The following is a 15,635-nucleotide window of genomic DNA, read 5'->3' on the forward strand; positions in this document are numbered from 1 at the left end:
TGCCGATAACGCTCACGGAAACACCCCGGAACACCACCCGCACACCATGGGCGCATGGCGGTGACCAGGACGGCGTGCTCCTACTGCGGGGTGGGCTGCGGTATCGAGGTGCACACCCGCGAGGACGGTGGGCGACCGGTGATCGCGCGGGTGGCCGGCGACCGGTTGCACCCCACCAATGCCGGGCGGCTGTGCACCAAGGGCGCCACGCACGCCGAGCTGATGGCGGCCGACGAGGGCAGGCTGACGTCGGCGCTGCTGCGCCCGGCGCGAGGCGAGGAGCCGGTTCTCCTCCCGGTCGACGATGCGATCGCCGAGGCCGGCCGCCGGCTACGCGCGACCGTCGACGAACACGGCCCCGACGCCGTCGCGCTGTACGTCTCCGGTCAGATGTCGCTCGAAAGTCAGTACCTGGCCACCAAACTCGCCAAGGGCTTCCTGCGCACCAAGTGGATGGAATCCAACTCGCGACTGTGCATGGCCAGCGCGGCCACCGGCTACAAACAGTCCCTCGGCGCCGACGGACCGCCCGGCTCCTACACCGACATCGACGCCGCGAACCTGTTCCTGGTGATCGGCTCCAACATGGCCGACTGCCATCCGATCCTGTTCCTGCGCATGGCCGATCGGCTCAAGGCGGGAGGCGAACTCATCGTCGTCGACCCGCGGCGCACCGCCACCGCCGACCGCGCCGACCTGTTCCTGCAGATCCGGCCGGGCACCGACGTCGCGCTGCTCAACGGCCTGTTGCACCTGCTGGTCGACAGCGGCGACATCGACGAGGACTTCATCGCCGCACACACCGAGGGCTGGGCCGCCATGCCGGAATTCCTCACCGGCTATCCGCCGGCCCGGGTGGCCGAGCTCACCGGTATCGCCGAGGCCGACCTGCGGCGGGCGGCCGGGATGATCGCCGACGCCGGCGACTGGATGACGCTGTGGGCGGTCGGGATGAACCAGAGCACCCACGGCACCTGGAACACCAACGCCATCTGCAACCTGCACCTGGCCACCGGCGCGATCTGCCGGCCCGGCGCCGGGCCGCTGTCGCTGACCGGTCAGCCCAATGCGATGGGCGGGCGCGAGATGGGCTACATGGGACCGGGCCTGCCGGGGCAGCGCTCGGTGTTCTCGGCGGCCGACCGGGACTTCGTCGAACAGGCGTGGGGTCTGGCGCCCGGCACCATTCGCACCGACGTCGGCCCGGGTGCGGTCGACATGTTCGAGCGGATGGCCGCCGGGGAGATCAAGGCCTGCTGGATCATCTGCACCAACCCGGTCGCGACCATGCCCAACCGCAAGACCACGATCGCCGGGCTGGAAGCCGCTGACCTGGTGCTGTGCCAGGACACCTACCGCGACACCGCCACCACCCGCTACGCCGACGTGGTGCTGCCCGCCACGCTGTGGGCCGAAGCCGACGCGGTGATGGTGAACTCCGACCGCACCCTCACGCTGCTGCAGCAATCCGTACCGCCGGCCGGCCAGGCCAGGCCGGACTGGCAGCTGATCTGCCAGATCGCCGAGCAGCTCGGCTACGGCGAGCATTTCACGTACCGCGACAGTGCCGAGATCTTCGACGAGATCCGCACGTTCAGTAACCCGAACACCGGCTTCGACCTGCGCGGTGCCAGCTACGAGCGGCTGCGACAGACCCCGCTGCAGTGGCCGGTGCCGCCGTCCGGCCAGCCCGGCGGCGGCACCGAACGCCACCCGATCCGCTATCTCAACGACGGCGTCAGCCAGCACGACTTCGTCGACGCCGCCGGCCATCGGCCCCGCCTGGCGTTCCCGACACCGTCCCGTCGTGCGGTCTTTCACCCGCGGCCGCACATGGACGCCGCCGAACTGCCCGACGACGACTACCCGATCATCCTCAACACCGGCCGCCTGCAACACCAGTGGCACACCATGACCAAGACCGGCCGCGTCGACAAACTCACCAAGCTGAACCCGGGCCCCCTGGTGGAGATCCACCCGGTCGACGCCGTCGCGTTGGGTGTCACAGACGGGGACACCGTCGAACTCGCGTCCCGGCGCGGCCGCGCGGCGCTGCCGGCCGTGGTGACCGACCGGGTGCGCCCGGGAAACTGCTTCGTGCCGTTCCATTGGAACGACGAACACGGCGAGTACCTGACCGTCAACGCGTTGACCAACGATGCGGTGGACCGGGATTCGCTGCAGCCGGAGTTCAAGGTGTGCGCGGTGCGGCTGCGGCCGATCAAGCCGCTCGGCGCGCCGGCGACCCACCCGTTGTCCTCGGCACTCGGCCTCGAAGGGACCCGGACCCCGACGCTCACCGACGATGAGAAGCTCTATCTGGCAGCATTTCTCAATTCTGTGGGTGAGAGGCCGGCTGGAGTGCCGATGCTGCCGCCGCACGCCCCCGTGCGGCCCGCGGTGCGGCTGTGGATCGACGGTGCGCTGGCGGGGCGGTATTCGCGGGCCGAGGCCGCCCCGGCCGGGTCGCGTGCGACTGCGACCGGACCCCTGGTCCTGTGGGCGTCGCAGACCGGCAACGCCGAGGAAGTGGCCGGGCGGGTCGCCGAGAAGCTCGGTGGCGCAACGCTGGCCAACATGGACGACACCGCGCTGCCCGACCTCTCGGCCGCGCGCGACGTACTGGTGGTCACCAGCACCTTCGGCGACGGCGGACCTCCCGACAACGGCACCGACTTCTGGCGACGGCTCGAGGACGCCGATGCTCCCGCCCTCGACGGCGTGCGCTACGCGGTGCTCGGCCTCGGCGACCGGTCCTACGACCGGTTCTGCGGCCACGCCCGCTCACTCGACGACCGGCTGGCCGCGCTCGGCGCGACGCGGCTGCGTGAACGCATCGAATGCGAGGCCCACGAGGCGGATCCGCAGGACCGCTGGGCCGACGACGTCGTCGCGCTGCTCGACGGCGCCGGGGAGTCCGCGCCGGTGCACGGCGGCGTCACCACCCTTGCGCGGCCGGGGACGGTGGCCGAACCCTTCACCCGCGCGCGACCGGTCCCGGCGCCGCTGGTGCGCAACACGGTGCTGTCGGCGCCGACCTCGGAGAAGGAGGTGCGCCAATTCGGCTTCGACATCTCCGGACACGACGTCACGTACGCCGTCGGCGATGCGCTGGGCGTGTTCGCCCGTAACGATCCGCGGGTGGTGGACGCCTGGCTGGACGCCACCGGGCTGCGCGGTGAGCACGCCGTCGAGGTCGACGGCGAGCAGCGCTCCCTGCGCGATGCGCTGTCGACCAGCTACGACATTCGGCGCATCACCCCCAACCTGCTCGACTTCGTCGCCGAACACAGTCGGGACGCGCGGCACCTGCGGACCCGCACCGACAAATTGGAGAAGTGGCTGAGCCTCCGCGATGGTCTCGACATCGTGCGCGAATTCGCCGTCCACGCCGATCCGCTGCAGTGGCAGGAGGTGCTGGTACGGCTGACCCCGCGCAGCTACTCGATCTCGTCGAGCCCGCTGGTCAGCCCGCACGAGGTGCAGCTCACCACCGCGGTGGTGCGCTACCGCGGCGCCGACGGCGGCAGCCGCGGGGGAGTGTGCTCGACCTTCCTCGCCGACCGGGCCGCCAACGCGCCGGTACCGGTGTTCCTGCAGCGCTCACCGCACTTCCGCCCGCCCCAGCAGCCGGACACCCCGATGATCATGGTCGGCCCCGGCACCGGGATCGCGCCGTTCCGCGGTTTCCTGCAGGAACGCCGCGCGCTCGGGCACACCGGCCGCAACTGGCTGTTCTTCGGCGACCGCCACCGCAGCGAGCACTTCTACTACCGGGAGGACCTCGAGGACATGGTCGATGACGGGTTTCTCACCCGGCTGGATCTGGCCTTCTCGCGCGATCAGCGCCAACGCGTCTACGTGCAGCACAAGCTGGTCGACTACGGCGCCGAGGTGTGGCGGTGGCTCGACGACGGCGCCCACATCTACGTGTGCGGGGACGCCGCGCGGATGGCCCGCGACGTCGACGACGCGCTGACCACGGTCATCAGCACCCACGGCGGGATGTCCGACGACGCGGCGCGCGACTACAAGCGCGCCCTGGTGGCGGACAAGCGGTACGTGCGCGACGTCTACTGACGGGCGGTCGGGAGCGAGACGTAGGCATTGAGCGTTAGGTAAGCCTCAGCTAATCTGCGCGGGGCCGCTCTCGGCCATATTCGCTCGTCACTTCAGGAGAACCCGTGCAAGCAGCTCTTCGCGCCGACTCGAACCGCTTTTGGTCTGCGCCTTCCCTCCCCGCCTCGCGCGACAAGCGGCTCGTCGCGGCCGGTGTCGCCGTCGCCGGCGCGTTCGCTCTGACCCTGCATCCCGCGACGCCGACGCTTCAGGAGGTGTCGCAGCAGGCCGTCCACCTGCGGGCGCTGGAGAACCCGCTCACCGTGTGGCAGCAGACCCTCGCGGTTACGTTCGAGAACCTCGGCGCACGCGGCGGTGCCATCGCGACCGAGGGCTTCCCCGCCCTGCTGGAGGGGCTGTCGAGCCCGGTGCTGCAGGCCGAGCTCACCGACGCGTTCGGCGCGCTGCTCACCGACCCGGCGCCCGTGCTGACGGCGTTGTTCGACCGACTGCCCGGCTGGGGTGAAGCCGTGGTGGGCGGGATCGGGGATTCCGCCACGGCGATCCCGGAGTACCTCGGTGGGTTCCCCGAGGTGCTGGCGACCGTGGTCGAGAACCTCGCCGCGGGTGAGTTCTTCCAGGCCTACTACGAATTCAACCTCTGGTCGATCTACGGTCTCGCGGCGGTCCGCCCGCTGCTGGCCCCGTTCGCGATCCCGGGGGAGTTCGCCCGCGACGTGCTGGGCGCCGAGGCCATCGGTGCCGTGTTCGACAATCTGCTGACCGGCCGGGCCGCCGGTGGCTACGTCAACTCGCTGATCTCCCCGCAGGTCGCCGCGATCTTCCAGTTCACCGAGATCCTCGACTCCGTCCGGGCCTCGCTGGCCGACGGCGACTACGCCACGGCGGCCACCGACATCCTCAACATCCCGGCGAAGGTGACCGACGCCTTCTTCAACGGCATCGTCCCGCGGGAGTTCCCCGACGACTTCGTGGCGGGCGTGCTCACCGAGGGCGGCCCGATCGACCGGTTCTTCGTCGACATCCCCGAGCGCATCGCGGCGATCCTCGCGCCGGCTCCCGAGGTCGAGGAGTCGGTTGACGTCACCCTGGCGCGGGTGGCGTCCACCGACGTCACGCCGGCCGGCGAGCTGGTGACCGTCAACCTGGAGGACCCGGTGACCGAGGCGGACACCATTGCGGCCGAACACATTTCGGTGGACCGTGACGCGGCGCGTGCCGACGGGGCCGAGCCGGCCGGTGACCCTGCCACCACCGATCCCGAGAAGGAGCCGGCGACCGGCGCCGTGACCGAAGAGACCGACGAGACGGACGAGACCGACGAGTCGACCGAGACGGACGAGTCGACCGAGACCGCCGAGGCGACCGAAACCGAGCCGTCCGAAGAGGGCACCGACACCGACACCGATCAGACCGGCGGCGCGGACGACAGCGCGTCCGACAAGGGCGACTCCGGAGCCACCGAGTAACCCGAAGCTGCGATGACGACGGCCCCCTCGGCGAGGGGGCCGTTCGTCGTGGGTGCGGTCCGAGGATGTGAATCGTGGGCGGAAAACGGCGCGTGATCCCGCCAAAGCTCCACACTCGCGGGTCGATCCTCATTCACCTTGTGTCCGAGGGGGGACTTGAACCCCCACGCCCGTTAATAGGGCACTAGCACCTCAAGCTAGCGCGTCTGCCATTCCGCCACTCGGACCTGACCCACGTCGCCGTGGGCAGCTAAGGCTATCGGATCAGGTAGCCCGAACCCAAACCCAGTGCCCCTGGTACGAATGGACACTGTGAGCGCACCCGCCAATCCCGTGGACGAGGTGGTCGATCTCGTCAGCACCCTCATCCGGTTCGACACCTCCAACACCGGGGACCCCGCCACCACCAAGGGGGAGGGGGAGTGCGCCCGCTGGGTCGCCGCTCAGCTCGAAGAGGTCGGCTACACCTGCGAATACGTCGAGGCCGGCGCGCCCAACCGGGGCAACGTGTTCGCCCGGCTGGCCGGGGCCGACCCGAACCGCGGCACGCTGATGATCCACGGCCACCTCGACGTGGTCCCGGCCGAACCTGCCGACTGGAGCGTGCACCCGTTCTCCGGGGCCGTGCACGACGGCTACGTGTGGGGCCGCGGTGCGGTCGACATGAAGGACATGTGCGGGATGATGATCGCCGTCGCCCGGCACTTCAAACGGGCCGGCATCGTCCCGCCGCGCGACCTGCTGTTCGCGTTCGTCTCCGACGAGGAGCACGGCGGCACCTACGGCGCCAACTGGCTGGTGGACAACCGGCCCGACCTGTTCGAGGGCGTCACCGAGGCGATCGGCGAGGTCGGCGGGTTCTCGCTGACGGTGCCGCGCCGCGACGGCGGGGAACGCCGGCTGTACCTGATCGAGACCGCGGAGAAGGGCCTGTCCTGGATGCGGCTCACCGCCCGCGGCCGCGCCGGCCACGGGTCGATGGTGCACGACGACAACGCGGTCACCGCCGTCGCCGAAGCCGTCGCCAAACTGGGCCGCCATCGGTTCCCGCTGGTGCTGTCCGACACCGTCGAACAGTTCCTCACCGCGGTCGCCGAGGAAACCGGGTACACGTTCGACGTGAACTCGCCGGACATCGAGGGCACGATCGCCAAGTTGGGCGGTATCGCCCGCATCGTCGGCGCCACGCTGCGCGACACCGCCAACCCGACGATGCTCAAGGCCGGCTACAAGGCCAACGTGATCCCGCAGACCGCCGAGGCGATGGTGGACTGCCGGGTGCTGCCCGGCCGCAAGGCGGCATTCGAACGCGAGGTCGACGCGCTGATCGGTCCCGACGTGATCCGCAGTTGGGAACGCGACCTGCCGTCGTATGAGACCACCTTCGACGGCGACCTCGTCGACCAGATGAACGCCTCGCTGCTGGCGGTCGACCCGGACGCGCGCACGGTGCCCTACATGCTCTCCGGCGGCACCGACGCGAAGTCCTTCCAGCGGTTGGGGATTCGCTGCTTCGGGTTCATCCCGCTGCGGCTGCCGCCCGACCTGGACTTCGCCGCTCTGTTCCACGGTATCGACGAGCGCGTGCCCGTCGACGCCCTCGAGTTCGGCGCGCAGGTCCTGCAACACTTCCTCGAGAACTGCTGACCCACCGATTCACCGACGCGAAAGGACACCATGGCTTTTCCGTACAACCCCTATGAGTTCCTGCCCCAGCTGCCGACGTTCGACCTGACCTCCGAGACGGTCACCGACGGGCAGCCGATTCCCGACGACATGGTCAGCGGCCTCATGGGCGCCGGTGGCTCCGATGTCTCACCGCAGTTGTCGTGGTCGGGCTTCCCCGAAGAGACCCGCAGCTTCGCGGTCACCGTCTACGACCCGGACGCCCCCACCGGCTCGGGCTTCTGGCACTGGGCGGTGTTCAACCTCCCGGCCACGGTCACCGACCTGCCCGCCGGCGTCGGAGACGGCAGCAGCAAGGGGTTCCCGGGTGACGCGGTGACGCTGCGCAACGACGCGGGCATGGCGCGCTTCGTCGGCGCCGCACCCCCGCCCGGGCACGGCCCGCACCGCTACATCATCGCCGTGCACGCCGTCGACGTGGAGAAGCTGGAGATCCCCGAGGACGCCACCCCGGCGTACCTCGGCTTCAACCTGTTCAGCCACGCGATCGCGCGCGCCATCATCCACGGCACGCACGAGCAGAGCTAGCGGACGGCCGACCCGACCGCCTCGGTGAGGGAGTCGAACCCGCCGTCGTGCAGGCGGCGGGCCAGGCCGTCGTGGATCTCGCTGGCCCACAGGCCGCCGCCGTAGACGAAGCCGGTGTACCCCTGCAGCAGTGAGGCGCCCGCGGTGATGCGCTGCCAGGCGTCGTCGGCGGTCTCGATCCCGCCGACGCTGATCAACACCAGGCGGTCGCCGACCCGGCGGTACAGCCGGCGCAGCACCCCCAGGGACCGCGCCGCCACCGGCGCACCGGAGATGCCGCCGGGGCCCAGGTCGGCCACCCCCGGGGTGGCCAACCCGTCGCGGGAGATCGTCGTGTTGGTCGCCACGATCCCGGCCAGGCCCAGCTCGACCGCGAGATCGGCGACCGCGTCGATGTCGGGGTCGGACAGGTCCGGCGCGATCTTGACCAGCACCGGCGTCGACGTCTGCGCCCGCACCGCGGACAGGATGGGCCGCAGTGACTCGACAGCCTGCAGATCCCGCAGGCCCGGGGTGTTCGGCGAGCTGACGTTGACCACCACGAACGCGGCCAGCGGCCCGAGCAACCGGGCACTGGCGGCGTAGTCGTCGACGGCCCGCTCGGCCGGGGTGGTCTTGGTCTTGCCGATGTTCACGCCGATCGGCGCGTCGCCGGCCGCGTGCCGGGTCAGCCGCTGCGCCAGCGCGGCGGCGCCGTGGTTGTTGAAACCCATGCGGTTGAGCAGCGCCCGGTCGGCGGGCAGCCGGAACAGCCGCGGCTGCGGATTGCCCGGCTGCGGCTGGGCGGTCACGGTGCCGATCTCGGCGTAGCCGAAGCCCAGCGCCGGCCACACGTCCAGCCCGCGGCCGTCCTTGTCGAAACCGGCGGCCAGCCCCAGCGGACCCGGGAAGCGCACCCCGAACACGGTGCTGGCGAGCACGGGGTCCTGGGGCCCCAGCCGGCGGGCCAGGGCGTGGCGCAGCGGTGGCGGCGCGGCGGCCGCCCGCAGCGCGGCGAACACCCACGTGTGGATGCGCTCGGGGTCGACCAGGAACAGCACCCGCCGCAGCGCGCGGTACCCGCTCACTGGCCGGGTTGCTCCATCGCCCTTGTGGTCTTGCGGCGGCGCAACAGCACCCGCCGGCTGCCGTCGGTGTAGGCGCGCACCCGCGTCAGCTCCCAGCCGCGGTACTCCGCCTCGATGGACAGCCGGATGGAGGCGCTGATGCGGGTGACGTCGGGCGGCAGCCGCAACGGCACCCACTCCCATTCGTCGGAGTCCTCCGACACCACCTTGTCCCAGGCCGCGGGCATGCGCCCGCGCATCGCCGTCATCGCCGCACCGCCGCGTCCGGGATCGCCTGCACACCCGCTCCTGAACCTGACACCACATACAGCGTGCCAGACGCATCGTCGTAGGCCAGGACATTCGGTTGCTGCACGGTTCGGTGGCGCACCTTCTCGACGGGGATACCGGTGGCGAGATCGTAGCCAATCACGGTGTTCGACGCCGTCTGCGAAACCCAGGCCAGCCGCTCGGAGCCGGCCAGCCCGTACGGCGCGTCGGGCACCGGATAGCGCTGCCGCATGATCAACGGGTCGACGCCGAACACCAGCAGTTCGTCGCCGCGGGTGTCGGCGACGAGCACGCGCCCGGCCGGGTCGACCGTCATCGTGGTGGCGCCCTCACCCGCCCGCAGCGCCTGGCCCGCGCCGGACCCGTCGGCGTCGACGGTCGTCACCGAGGTCTGCCCGCGGTCCAGCACGACCGTGGTGTCACCGCGCGAGACCAGGGCGTCGACCCGGGCGAAAAGGGGTAGCCGCGCGCCCACCCCGGTCTCGGAGTCCAGGGTCAGCACGGCGCCGTCGGCGGTGCCGAGCACCAGCCGGCCGTCGTCGTGCCGGGTGATCGCGGAGAAGTCGGTGTCGCGCTGTCCCTCGACCTCGACGAATTCGACCCGCTCGGCGGTCACGCCGGCGCGGAAGTAGCCGCCGCGCGTCGACAGGTACAGCGTGCCGTCACCGTCGGTGGCCATCCCGGTGGCCGGTGCCGGGGTCAGCAGGGTGCGCGGCCGCTCGGCCGGCGCGAACACCGTCACCGCCGATTGGCCCTGCGGGCCCGGGCCGAGCACCACGAGTGCGCCGCCGGCCGGGTCGACCAGCGCCGTCTGGGCGCCGGCGGCCAATGGTCGGACCGTGCCGGGCGGCGCGCCGGTCACCGGCGGGGACGCCGCCGCCTGCGCGGGTTCGATGGTGGCCGGGGGCGGGTCGACCGGATTCTGCGAGCAGCCGGCCACGGCGGCGATCGCCAGCGCTGCGACGGTGGTCACAAGGCGCCTACGCCAGGGGTTTGCATGCAACTGCAACGGGTAGCTCTCGCTTCGTGCGTTCGTTTGTCGACACCGGTCGCGGGTCGAAGGGTCAGTCTAGGCAGGAATTGGACCGACCAATTCCGCCCGTCCGCCGGACAGGTGTCCATAAGAGAAGCTATGGTGCGACTATGACGCTGGCCACAGACCGGGACAGCACCGAATTCGTCATCGAGGACATCTCCACCGGCGTCCACGCCAGCGGCTTCGGCCAGGTGGGCGACGGACGCAGCTTCTCGTTCCACATCGAGCGCCAGCAGCTGGTCGTCGAGATCTACCGGCCGCGGCTGACCCGCCCGGTGCCCGACGCCGACGACGTGGTGGCCGCGACCACCCGCAAGCTCACCGACATCGACCTCAGCGACGAGCGCAGCCTCGCCGCCGCCGTGCGCGATGCGGTCGCCGCCGCGCAACCGGTGCCGCGCCCCGGACGCTGACTTCCACCCTCACGGTACGGTCGTCGGCGTGATCGACGCGCCGGCCATGTCGTGGTTGCAGGTCATCGTCCTGGCCATCGTGCAGGGCCTCACCGAATTCCTGCCCGTCTCCTCGTCCGGCCACCTGGCCATCGTGTCGCGGGTCTTCTTCGACGATGACGCCGGCGCCTCCTTCACCGCGGTCACCCAGCTGGGCACCGAAGCCGCCGTGCTGCTGTACTTCGCCCGCGACATCGGCCGCATCGTGCGGGCCTGGTTCGGCGGCCTGCGCGACCCGCAGCGCCGCGACGCCGACTACCGCCTCGGCTGGTACGTGATCATCGGCACCATCCCGATCAGCGTCGTCGGCCTGTTGCTCAAAGACGAGATCCGCACCGCCGCGCGCAACCTGTGGGCGATCGCGATCGCGCTGATCGTGTTCTCCGCGGTGATCGCCGCCGCCGAATACCTCGGCAGGCAGACCCGCCACGTCGAGCAGCTCACGTGGCGCGACAGCGTCATCGTCGGATTCGCCCAGTGCCTGGCGCTGCTGCCCGGGGTGTCGCGATCGGGCGCGACCATCAGCGCCGGGCTGTTCCTCGGCCTGGACCGCGAGCTCGCCGCCCGGTTCGGGTTTCTGCTCGCGATCCCCGCGGTGTTCGCCTCCGGTCTGTTCTCCCTGCCCGACGCGTTCGCCCCGGTCGGGGAGGGCATGAGCGCCACCGGGCCGCAACTGCTGCTGGCGACCGTGATCGCCTTCGTGGTGGGGTACGCGGCGGTGGCGTGGTTCCTGCGCTTCCTGGTCCGCCACAGCATGTACTGGTTCGTCGGCTACCGCGTGGTGTTGGGTGTGGTGGTGTTGATTCTGCTGTCCGCCGGGGTGGTGGCCGCCCAGTGACCGTGATCCTGCTGCGCCATGGCCGCTCGACGTCGAACACCGCGCACACCCTCGCCGGCCGCAGCGAGGGCGTCGACCTCGACGAGCGCGGCGCCGAACAGGCCGACGGCATCGTCGGCCGCATCGGAGACCTGCCGGTGCGCGCGATCGTCCACTCGCCGCTGCTGCGCTGCCGCCGCACGATCGCGCCGTTGGCCGCCGCGCTGAACCTCGAACCCGTCGCCGACGAGCGGCTCGTGGAGGTCGACTACGGCAGCTGGACCGGGCGCAAACTCGGCGAACTGGTCAAAGAGCCACTGTGGGCGGTTGTGCAGCAGCAGCCCAGCGCGGCGGTGTTCCCCGACGGGGAGGGGCTGGCCGCCGTGCAGGCGCGTGCGGTGGCTGCGGTCCGCGACCACGACCGGCGGCTGGGCACCAAATACGGCGGTGACGCGCTGTGGATCGCATGCACGCACGGTGACGTGATCAAGGCGGTGCTGGCCGACGCGCTGGGCACGCACCTCGACAGCTTCCAGCGCATCACCGCCGACCCGGCCTCGATGAGCGTGATCAGGTACACGCCGATGCGGCCGTTCGTGCTGCACATCAACCACACCGGCGCCGCACTGACCACCGGGCTGGTCCCGCCACCACCACCGGCCGACGGCGCGCGCGACGACAACGGCGAGGTGCCCGCACAGGACGCGGTGGTCGGCGGGTCAACCGGCTGACCCACCACCCGGTATTTTGGAAGGTGCCATGCCCCGCGCCATTCACGTCTTCCGCACGCCCGACCGCTTCGTGGCCGGGACCGTCGGGCAACCCGGCAACCGCACGTTCTACCTGCAGGCCGTCCACGACAAGCGCGTGATCTCGGTGGTGCTGGAGAAGCAGCAGGTGGCCGTGCTCGCCGAACGCATCGCGGCGTTGCTGACCGAGATCAACCGCCGGTTCGGCACCCCGATCCCGCCCGACACCGGCGAGGTGGACGACCTCAGCCCCCTGGTGACGCCGGTCGACGCGGAATTCCGGGTCGGCACCATGGGCCTGGGTTGGGACTCCGAGGCGCAGACGATCGTGGTGGAGCTGCTTGCGGTGTCGGACACCGAATTCGACGCGTCGGTGGTGCTCGACGACGCCGAGGACGGGCCGGACGCGGTGCGGGTGTTCCTGACACCCGAATCGGCGCAACAATTCGCGGCGAGGTCCAACCGGGTGATCTCGGCGGGCCGCCCGCCCTGCCCGCTGTGCGACGAACCGCTGGACCCGGGGGGCCACATCTGCGTGCGCACCAACGGCTATCGGCGCGGGGCGCTCGCCGGGACCGACGATGACGCCGACCTCTGAGGGCGGGGCACACGACGGCGCGGAGCAGGGCACGGTGATGCGGTGCGGGGAACTGACCGTCATCGGCCGGATCCGCTCCGCGAGCAATGCGACGTTCCTGTGCGAGGCCCACCTCGGCGAGGCGATGGTCCACTGCGTGTACAAGCCGGTGGCCGGGGAGGCCCCGCTGTGGGATTTCCCCGACGGCACGCTGGCCGGCCGTGAGGTCGGCGCCTACCTGGTGTCGGCGGCGCTGGGTTGGGACATCGTGCCCGAGACCGTCATTCGCGACGGCCCGGCGGGGTCGGGGATGGTGCAGCGGTGGATCGACCAACCCGGCGACGAACTCGACGACGACGATCCCGGCGCCGGCCCCGATCTGGTGGACCTGCTGCCCGCGGGCCGTATCCCGCCCGGGTACCTGCCGATCCTGCAGGCCTACGACTACGCCGGCGACGAGGTCACGCTGGTGCACGCCGACGACGTGCGGTTGCGCCGGATGGCGGTGTTCGACGTCCTGATCAACAACGCCGACCGCAAAGGCGGTCACATCCTGGCCGGGACGGACGGCCGGGTCTACGGCGTCGACCACGGGGTGAGCCTGCACGCCGAGGACAAGCTGCGCACCGTGCTGTGGGGCTGGGCGGGCAAACCGGTCGACGACGACACCCTCGAGGAGGTCGCCCGCCTCGGTGATGCGGTGCGCGGCGACCTGGGGGACCGGTTGCGGCCGCACATCACCAACCGTGAGATCGCCGCGCTGCGCGCGAGAATCGTTGCGCTGCTGAAGAATCCGGTGATGCCGACCCCGGACCGCCACCGGCCGATCCCGTGGCCGGCGTTCTGATGCCCTCCGACGCCCAACTGGCCGCCGAGGTGGCCGCGGAGGCCGGTGAGCTGCTGCTCGCGATCCGCGAGGAGCTCGACCACCTCCACCCGTACGACCTCGGCGACGCCGGCGACAAACGCGCCAACGTCCTGATCCTCGACCGGCTACGCGAACACCGGCCCGACGACGCGGTGCTCAGCGAGGAGGCCGTCGACGACCCGGCGCGTGTCGACGCCGACCGGGTGTGGATCGTCGACCCCGTCGACGGCACCCGCGAGTATTCGCTGCCGCCGCGGCCGGATTGGGCCGTGCACATCGCGCTGTGGCAGCGCAGCGGCGGCCCGGACGGGGTGGGCGGACTGACCGACGCCGCCGTGGCGCTGCCCGCCCGCGGTGAGGTCTACCGCACCGATACCGTGACGCCGCCGCCGCCGCGCGCCGGCGGTCCCATCCGCATCACCGCCAGCGCCACCCGCCCGCCGGCGGTGCTCTGGTGGATCCGCGACCACCTCGACGTCGAGCTGGTGCGCATCGGCTCCGCCGGCGCCAAGGCGATGGCCGTGGTGCGCGGTGACGTCGACGCCTATCTGCACGCCGGCGGCCAGTGGGAGTGGGATTCGGCGGCCCCCGCCGCGGTGGTCCGGGCCGCCGGCCTGCACGCGTCGCGGCTCGGCGGTTCCCCGCTGATCTACAACCGCCCCGACCCCTACCTGCCCGACTTGCTGATGTGCCGTCCCGAAGTGGTGGACGTGCTGCTCGCGGCGATCCACTCGGCCTCCTGAGCGACGTCGTGCCAGCTCCACCCCCTAGAGTCGACGGTATGCAGTCGTGGTCCGCGCCGAACATTCCGGCGCTGCCGGGTCGGGGGCCGCAATTGCGCCTCTACGACAGCGCCGACCGCCAGGTGCGGCCCGTGTCGGCGGGTCAGACGGCCACCATGTACGTCTGCGGCATCACTCCCTACGACGCCACCCACCTCGGGCACGCCGCCACCTACCTGGCGTTCGACCTGGTGCACCGGGTGTGGCTGGACGCCGGTCACGACGTCCACTACGTGCAGAACATCACCGACGTCGACGACCCGCTGTTCGAGCGGGCCGACCGTGACGGCGTCGACTGGCGTGAACTCGGCACCCGCGAGACCGACCTGTTCCGTGCGGACATGGCCGCGTTGCGGGTGCTGCCGCCGCGCGACTACGTGGCCGCGACCGACGCCATCGGCGAGGTCATCGAATTGGTCGAAAAGATGCTCGCCTCCGGTGCCGCCTACGTCGTCGATGACGCCGAATACCCGGACGTGTACTACCGCGCCGATGCGACCGTGCAGTTCGGCTACGAGTCGAACTACGACCACGACACGATGCTGCGGCTGTTCGCCGAACGCGGCGGTGACCCCGACCGCGCCGGCAAGGCCGACCGCCTCGATGCGCTGCTGTGGCGCGCGCACCGGCCCGGGGAGCCGAGCTGGCCGTCCCCGTTCGGTCCGGGCCGCCCGGGCTGGCACGTCGAATGCGCCGCGATCGCGCTCAGCCGCATCGGCACCGGCCTGGACATCCAGGGCGGCGGCAGCGACCTGATCTTCCCCCACCACGAGTTCTCCGCCGCCCACGCCGAATCCGCCACCGGGGAGCGCCGTTTCGCGCGCCACTACGTGCACGCCGGGATGATCGGCTGGGACGGTCACAAGATGAGCAAGAGCCGGGGCAACCTGGTGCTGGTCTCCCGCCTGCGCGCCGACGGGGTGGATCCCGCGGCGATCCGGCTGGGGCTGCTGGCGGGTCACTACCGCGCCGACCGGGCGTGGAGCGATGCGGTGCTGGCCGAGGCCGTCACCCGGCTCGACACCTGGCGCCAGGCCACCGCGTTGCCTGCCGGACCCGATGCGGCCGACGTCGTGGCCCGCGTGCGCACCTACCTCGCCGACGATCTGGACACGCCGAAAGCGCTTGCAGCGCTGGACGCCTGGTGCGCCGAGGCGCTCGAGTACGGCGGCGGTGACCCGGATGCGCCGCACACCGTGGCGGCCGCGGTCGACGCGCTGCTCGGTGTCGCGCTGTAACACTCCCCGTCGAGGC

The 15,635-nt window shown here is 71.2% G+C and carries 14 protein-coding genes and 1 tRNA gene; 11 read left to right on the plus strand and 4 right to left on the minus strand.

Annotated features, from left to right (window positions below):
- Positions 1 to 54: 54 nt before the first annotated feature.
- Together E4P42_RS03865 and E4P42_RS26890 are read left to right on the plus strand one after the other, a co-directional pair.
- Positions 55 to 4,080 (plus strand): bifunctional nitrate reductase/sulfite reductase flavoprotein subunit alpha, encoded by a 4,026-nt coding sequence (locus tag E4P42_RS03865; protein WP_167759343.1) that lies wholly within the window; start codon positions 55 to 57, stop codon positions 4,078 to 4,080.
- A 104-nt stretch (positions 4,081 to 4,184) separates the two neighbouring features.
- Complete coding sequence (locus E4P42_RS26890; protein ID WP_167759344.1) at positions 4,185 to 5,549, plus strand: hypothetical protein; 1,365 nt, start codon at positions 4,185 to 4,187, stop codon at positions 5,547 to 5,549.
- Between the two features lie 141 nt (positions 5,550 to 5,690).
- Here the strand turns inward: E4P42_RS26890 and E4P42_RS03875 are convergent.
- Positions 5,691 to 5,776 (minus strand) — tRNA-Leu (locus E4P42_RS03875).
- A 76-nt stretch (positions 5,777 to 5,852) separates the two neighbouring features.
- Between E4P42_RS03875 and E4P42_RS03880 the strand changes: the two genes are divergently transcribed.
- Positions 5,853 to 7,196 carry a M20/M25/M40 family metallo-hydrolase gene (locus E4P42_RS03880; protein ID WP_135123192.1) on the plus strand — a complete coding sequence of 448 codons (1,344 nt, stop codon included), beginning with the start codon at positions 5,853 to 5,855 and terminating at the stop codon, positions 7,194 to 7,196.
- Between the two features lie 30 nt (positions 7,197 to 7,226).
- Entirely contained in the window at positions 7,227 to 7,763 is a 537-nt protein-coding gene (locus E4P42_RS03885) for a YbhB/YbcL family Raf kinase inhibitor-like protein (protein ID WP_135123194.1), read from the plus strand.
- Here the strand turns inward: E4P42_RS03885 and E4P42_RS03890 are convergent.
- The 3 genes from E4P42_RS03890 to E4P42_RS03900 are packed head-to-tail and all read right to left on the minus strand — an operon-like array spanning position 7,760 to position 10,109.
- Positions 7,760 to 8,830: a quinone-dependent dihydroorotate dehydrogenase gene (locus tag E4P42_RS03890; protein ID WP_135123196.1), complete on the minus strand. Its 1,071-nt coding sequence runs from the start codon at positions 8,828 to 8,830 to the stop codon at positions 7,760 to 7,762. The two genes, E4P42_RS03885 and E4P42_RS03890, sit on opposite strands and share 4 nt — an antisense overlap.
- Complete coding sequence (locus E4P42_RS03895) at positions 8,827 to 9,078, minus strand: DUF5703 family protein (protein WP_135123198.1); 252 nt, start codon at positions 9,076 to 9,078, stop codon at positions 8,827 to 8,829. The genes E4P42_RS03890 and E4P42_RS03895 overlap by 4 nt, the downstream gene beginning before the upstream one ends.
- Positions 9,075 to 10,109, minus strand: a complete 1,035-nt coding sequence (locus tag E4P42_RS03900; protein ID WP_135123200.1) for a YncE family protein — start codon at positions 10,107 to 10,109, stop codon at positions 9,075 to 9,077. The genes E4P42_RS03895 and E4P42_RS03900 overlap by 4 nt, the downstream gene beginning before the upstream one ends.
- A 134-nt stretch (positions 10,110 to 10,243) precedes the next feature.
- On the opposite strand from E4P42_RS03900, the gene E4P42_RS03905 reads away from it, so the two are divergent.
- From E4P42_RS03905 to mshC, 7 genes are read left to right on the plus strand one after another with little or no spacing between them, the layout of a single operon-like run.
- Positions 10,244 to 10,549, plus strand: a complete 306-nt coding sequence (locus E4P42_RS03905) for a hypothetical protein (protein WP_135123202.1) — start codon at positions 10,244 to 10,246, stop codon at positions 10,547 to 10,549.
- Between the two features lie 46 nt (positions 10,550 to 10,595).
- Positions 10,596 to 11,426: an undecaprenyl-diphosphate phosphatase gene (locus tag E4P42_RS03910; protein WP_135123445.1), complete on the plus strand. Its 831-nt coding sequence runs from the start codon at positions 10,596 to 10,598 to the stop codon at positions 11,424 to 11,426.
- Positions 11,423 to 12,136 (plus strand): histidine phosphatase family protein, encoded by a 714-nt coding sequence (locus tag E4P42_RS03915; RefSeq protein ID WP_135123204.1) that lies wholly within the window; start codon positions 11,423 to 11,425, stop codon positions 12,134 to 12,136. The genes E4P42_RS03910 and E4P42_RS03915 overlap by 4 nt, the downstream gene beginning before the upstream one ends.
- A gap of 28 nt (positions 12,137 to 12,164) precedes the next feature.
- Positions 12,165 to 12,752 carry a DUF3090 domain-containing protein gene (locus E4P42_RS03920; RefSeq protein ID WP_135123206.1) on the plus strand — a complete coding sequence of 196 codons (588 nt, stop codon included), beginning with the start codon at positions 12,165 to 12,167 and terminating at the stop codon, positions 12,750 to 12,752.
- Positions 12,736 to 13,578 (plus strand): SCO1664 family protein, encoded by an 843-nt coding sequence (locus tag E4P42_RS03925; protein ID WP_245233873.1) that lies wholly within the window; start codon positions 12,736 to 12,738, stop codon positions 13,576 to 13,578. Before E4P42_RS03920 ends, E4P42_RS03925 begins: the two co-directional genes overlap by 17 nt.
- Positions 13,578 to 14,342, plus strand: a complete 765-nt coding sequence (locus E4P42_RS03930; RefSeq protein WP_135123208.1) for a 3'(2'),5'-bisphosphate nucleotidase CysQ — start codon at positions 13,578 to 13,580, stop codon at positions 14,340 to 14,342. The genes E4P42_RS03925 and E4P42_RS03930 overlap by 1 nt, the downstream gene beginning before the upstream one ends.
- 38 nt (positions 14,343 to 14,380) lie before the next feature.
- Positions 14,381 to 15,619, plus strand: a complete 1,239-nt coding sequence (gene mshC / locus E4P42_RS03935; RefSeq protein WP_135123210.1) for a cysteine--1-D-myo-inosityl 2-amino-2-deoxy-alpha-D-glucopyranoside ligase — start codon at positions 14,381 to 14,383, stop codon at positions 15,617 to 15,619.
- Positions 15,620 to 15,635: the final 16 nt, after the last annotated feature.

The organism is Mycobacterium sp. PS03-16 (assembly GCF_004570325.1).
Taxonomy (GTDB): Bacteria; Actinomycetota; Actinomycetes; order Mycobacteriales; family Mycobacteriaceae; genus Mycobacterium.

What these genes read in the sequence shown, in the direction of transcription:
- E4P42_RS03885 (WP_135123194.1), top strand. Translation starts at nt 7,227, where the DNA reads ATGGCTTTTCCGTACAACCCCTATGAGTTCCTGCCCCAGCTGCCGACG.
- E4P42_RS03905 (WP_135123202.1), top strand. Translation starts at nt 10,244, where the DNA reads ATGACGCTGGCCACAGACCGGGACAGCACCGAATTCGTCATCGAGGAC.
- E4P42_RS03880 (WP_135123192.1), top strand. Translation starts at nt 5,853, where the DNA reads ATGGACACTGTGAGCGCACCCGCCAATCCCGTGGACGAGGTGGTCGAT.
- E4P42_RS03925 (WP_245233873.1), top strand. Translation starts at nt 12,736, where the DNA reads ATGACGCCGACCTCTGAGGGCGGGGCACACGACGGCGCGGAGCAGGGC.
- mshC (WP_135123210.1), top strand. Translation starts at nt 14,381, where the DNA reads ATGCAGTCGTGGTCCGCGCCGAACATTCCGGCGCTGCCGGGTCGGGGG.
- E4P42_RS03920 (WP_135123206.1), top strand. Translation starts at nt 12,165, where the DNA reads ATGCCCCGCGCCATTCACGTCTTCCGCACGCCCGACCGCTTCGTGGCC.
- E4P42_RS03865 (WP_167759343.1), top strand. Translation starts at nt 55, where the DNA reads ATGGCGGTGACCAGGACGGCGTGCTCCTACTGCGGGGTGGGCTGCGGT.
- E4P42_RS03930 (WP_135123208.1), top strand. Translation starts at nt 13,578, where the DNA reads ATGCCCTCCGACGCCCAACTGGCCGCCGAGGTGGCCGCGGAGGCCGGT.
- E4P42_RS03895 (WP_135123198.1), bottom strand. Translation starts at nt 9,078, where the DNA reads ATGACGGCGATGCGCGGGCGCATGCCCGCGGCCTGGGACAAGGTGGTG.
- E4P42_RS03910 (WP_135123445.1), top strand. Translation starts at nt 10,596, where the DNA reads ATGTCGTGGTTGCAGGTCATCGTCCTGGCCATCGTGCAGGGCCTCACC.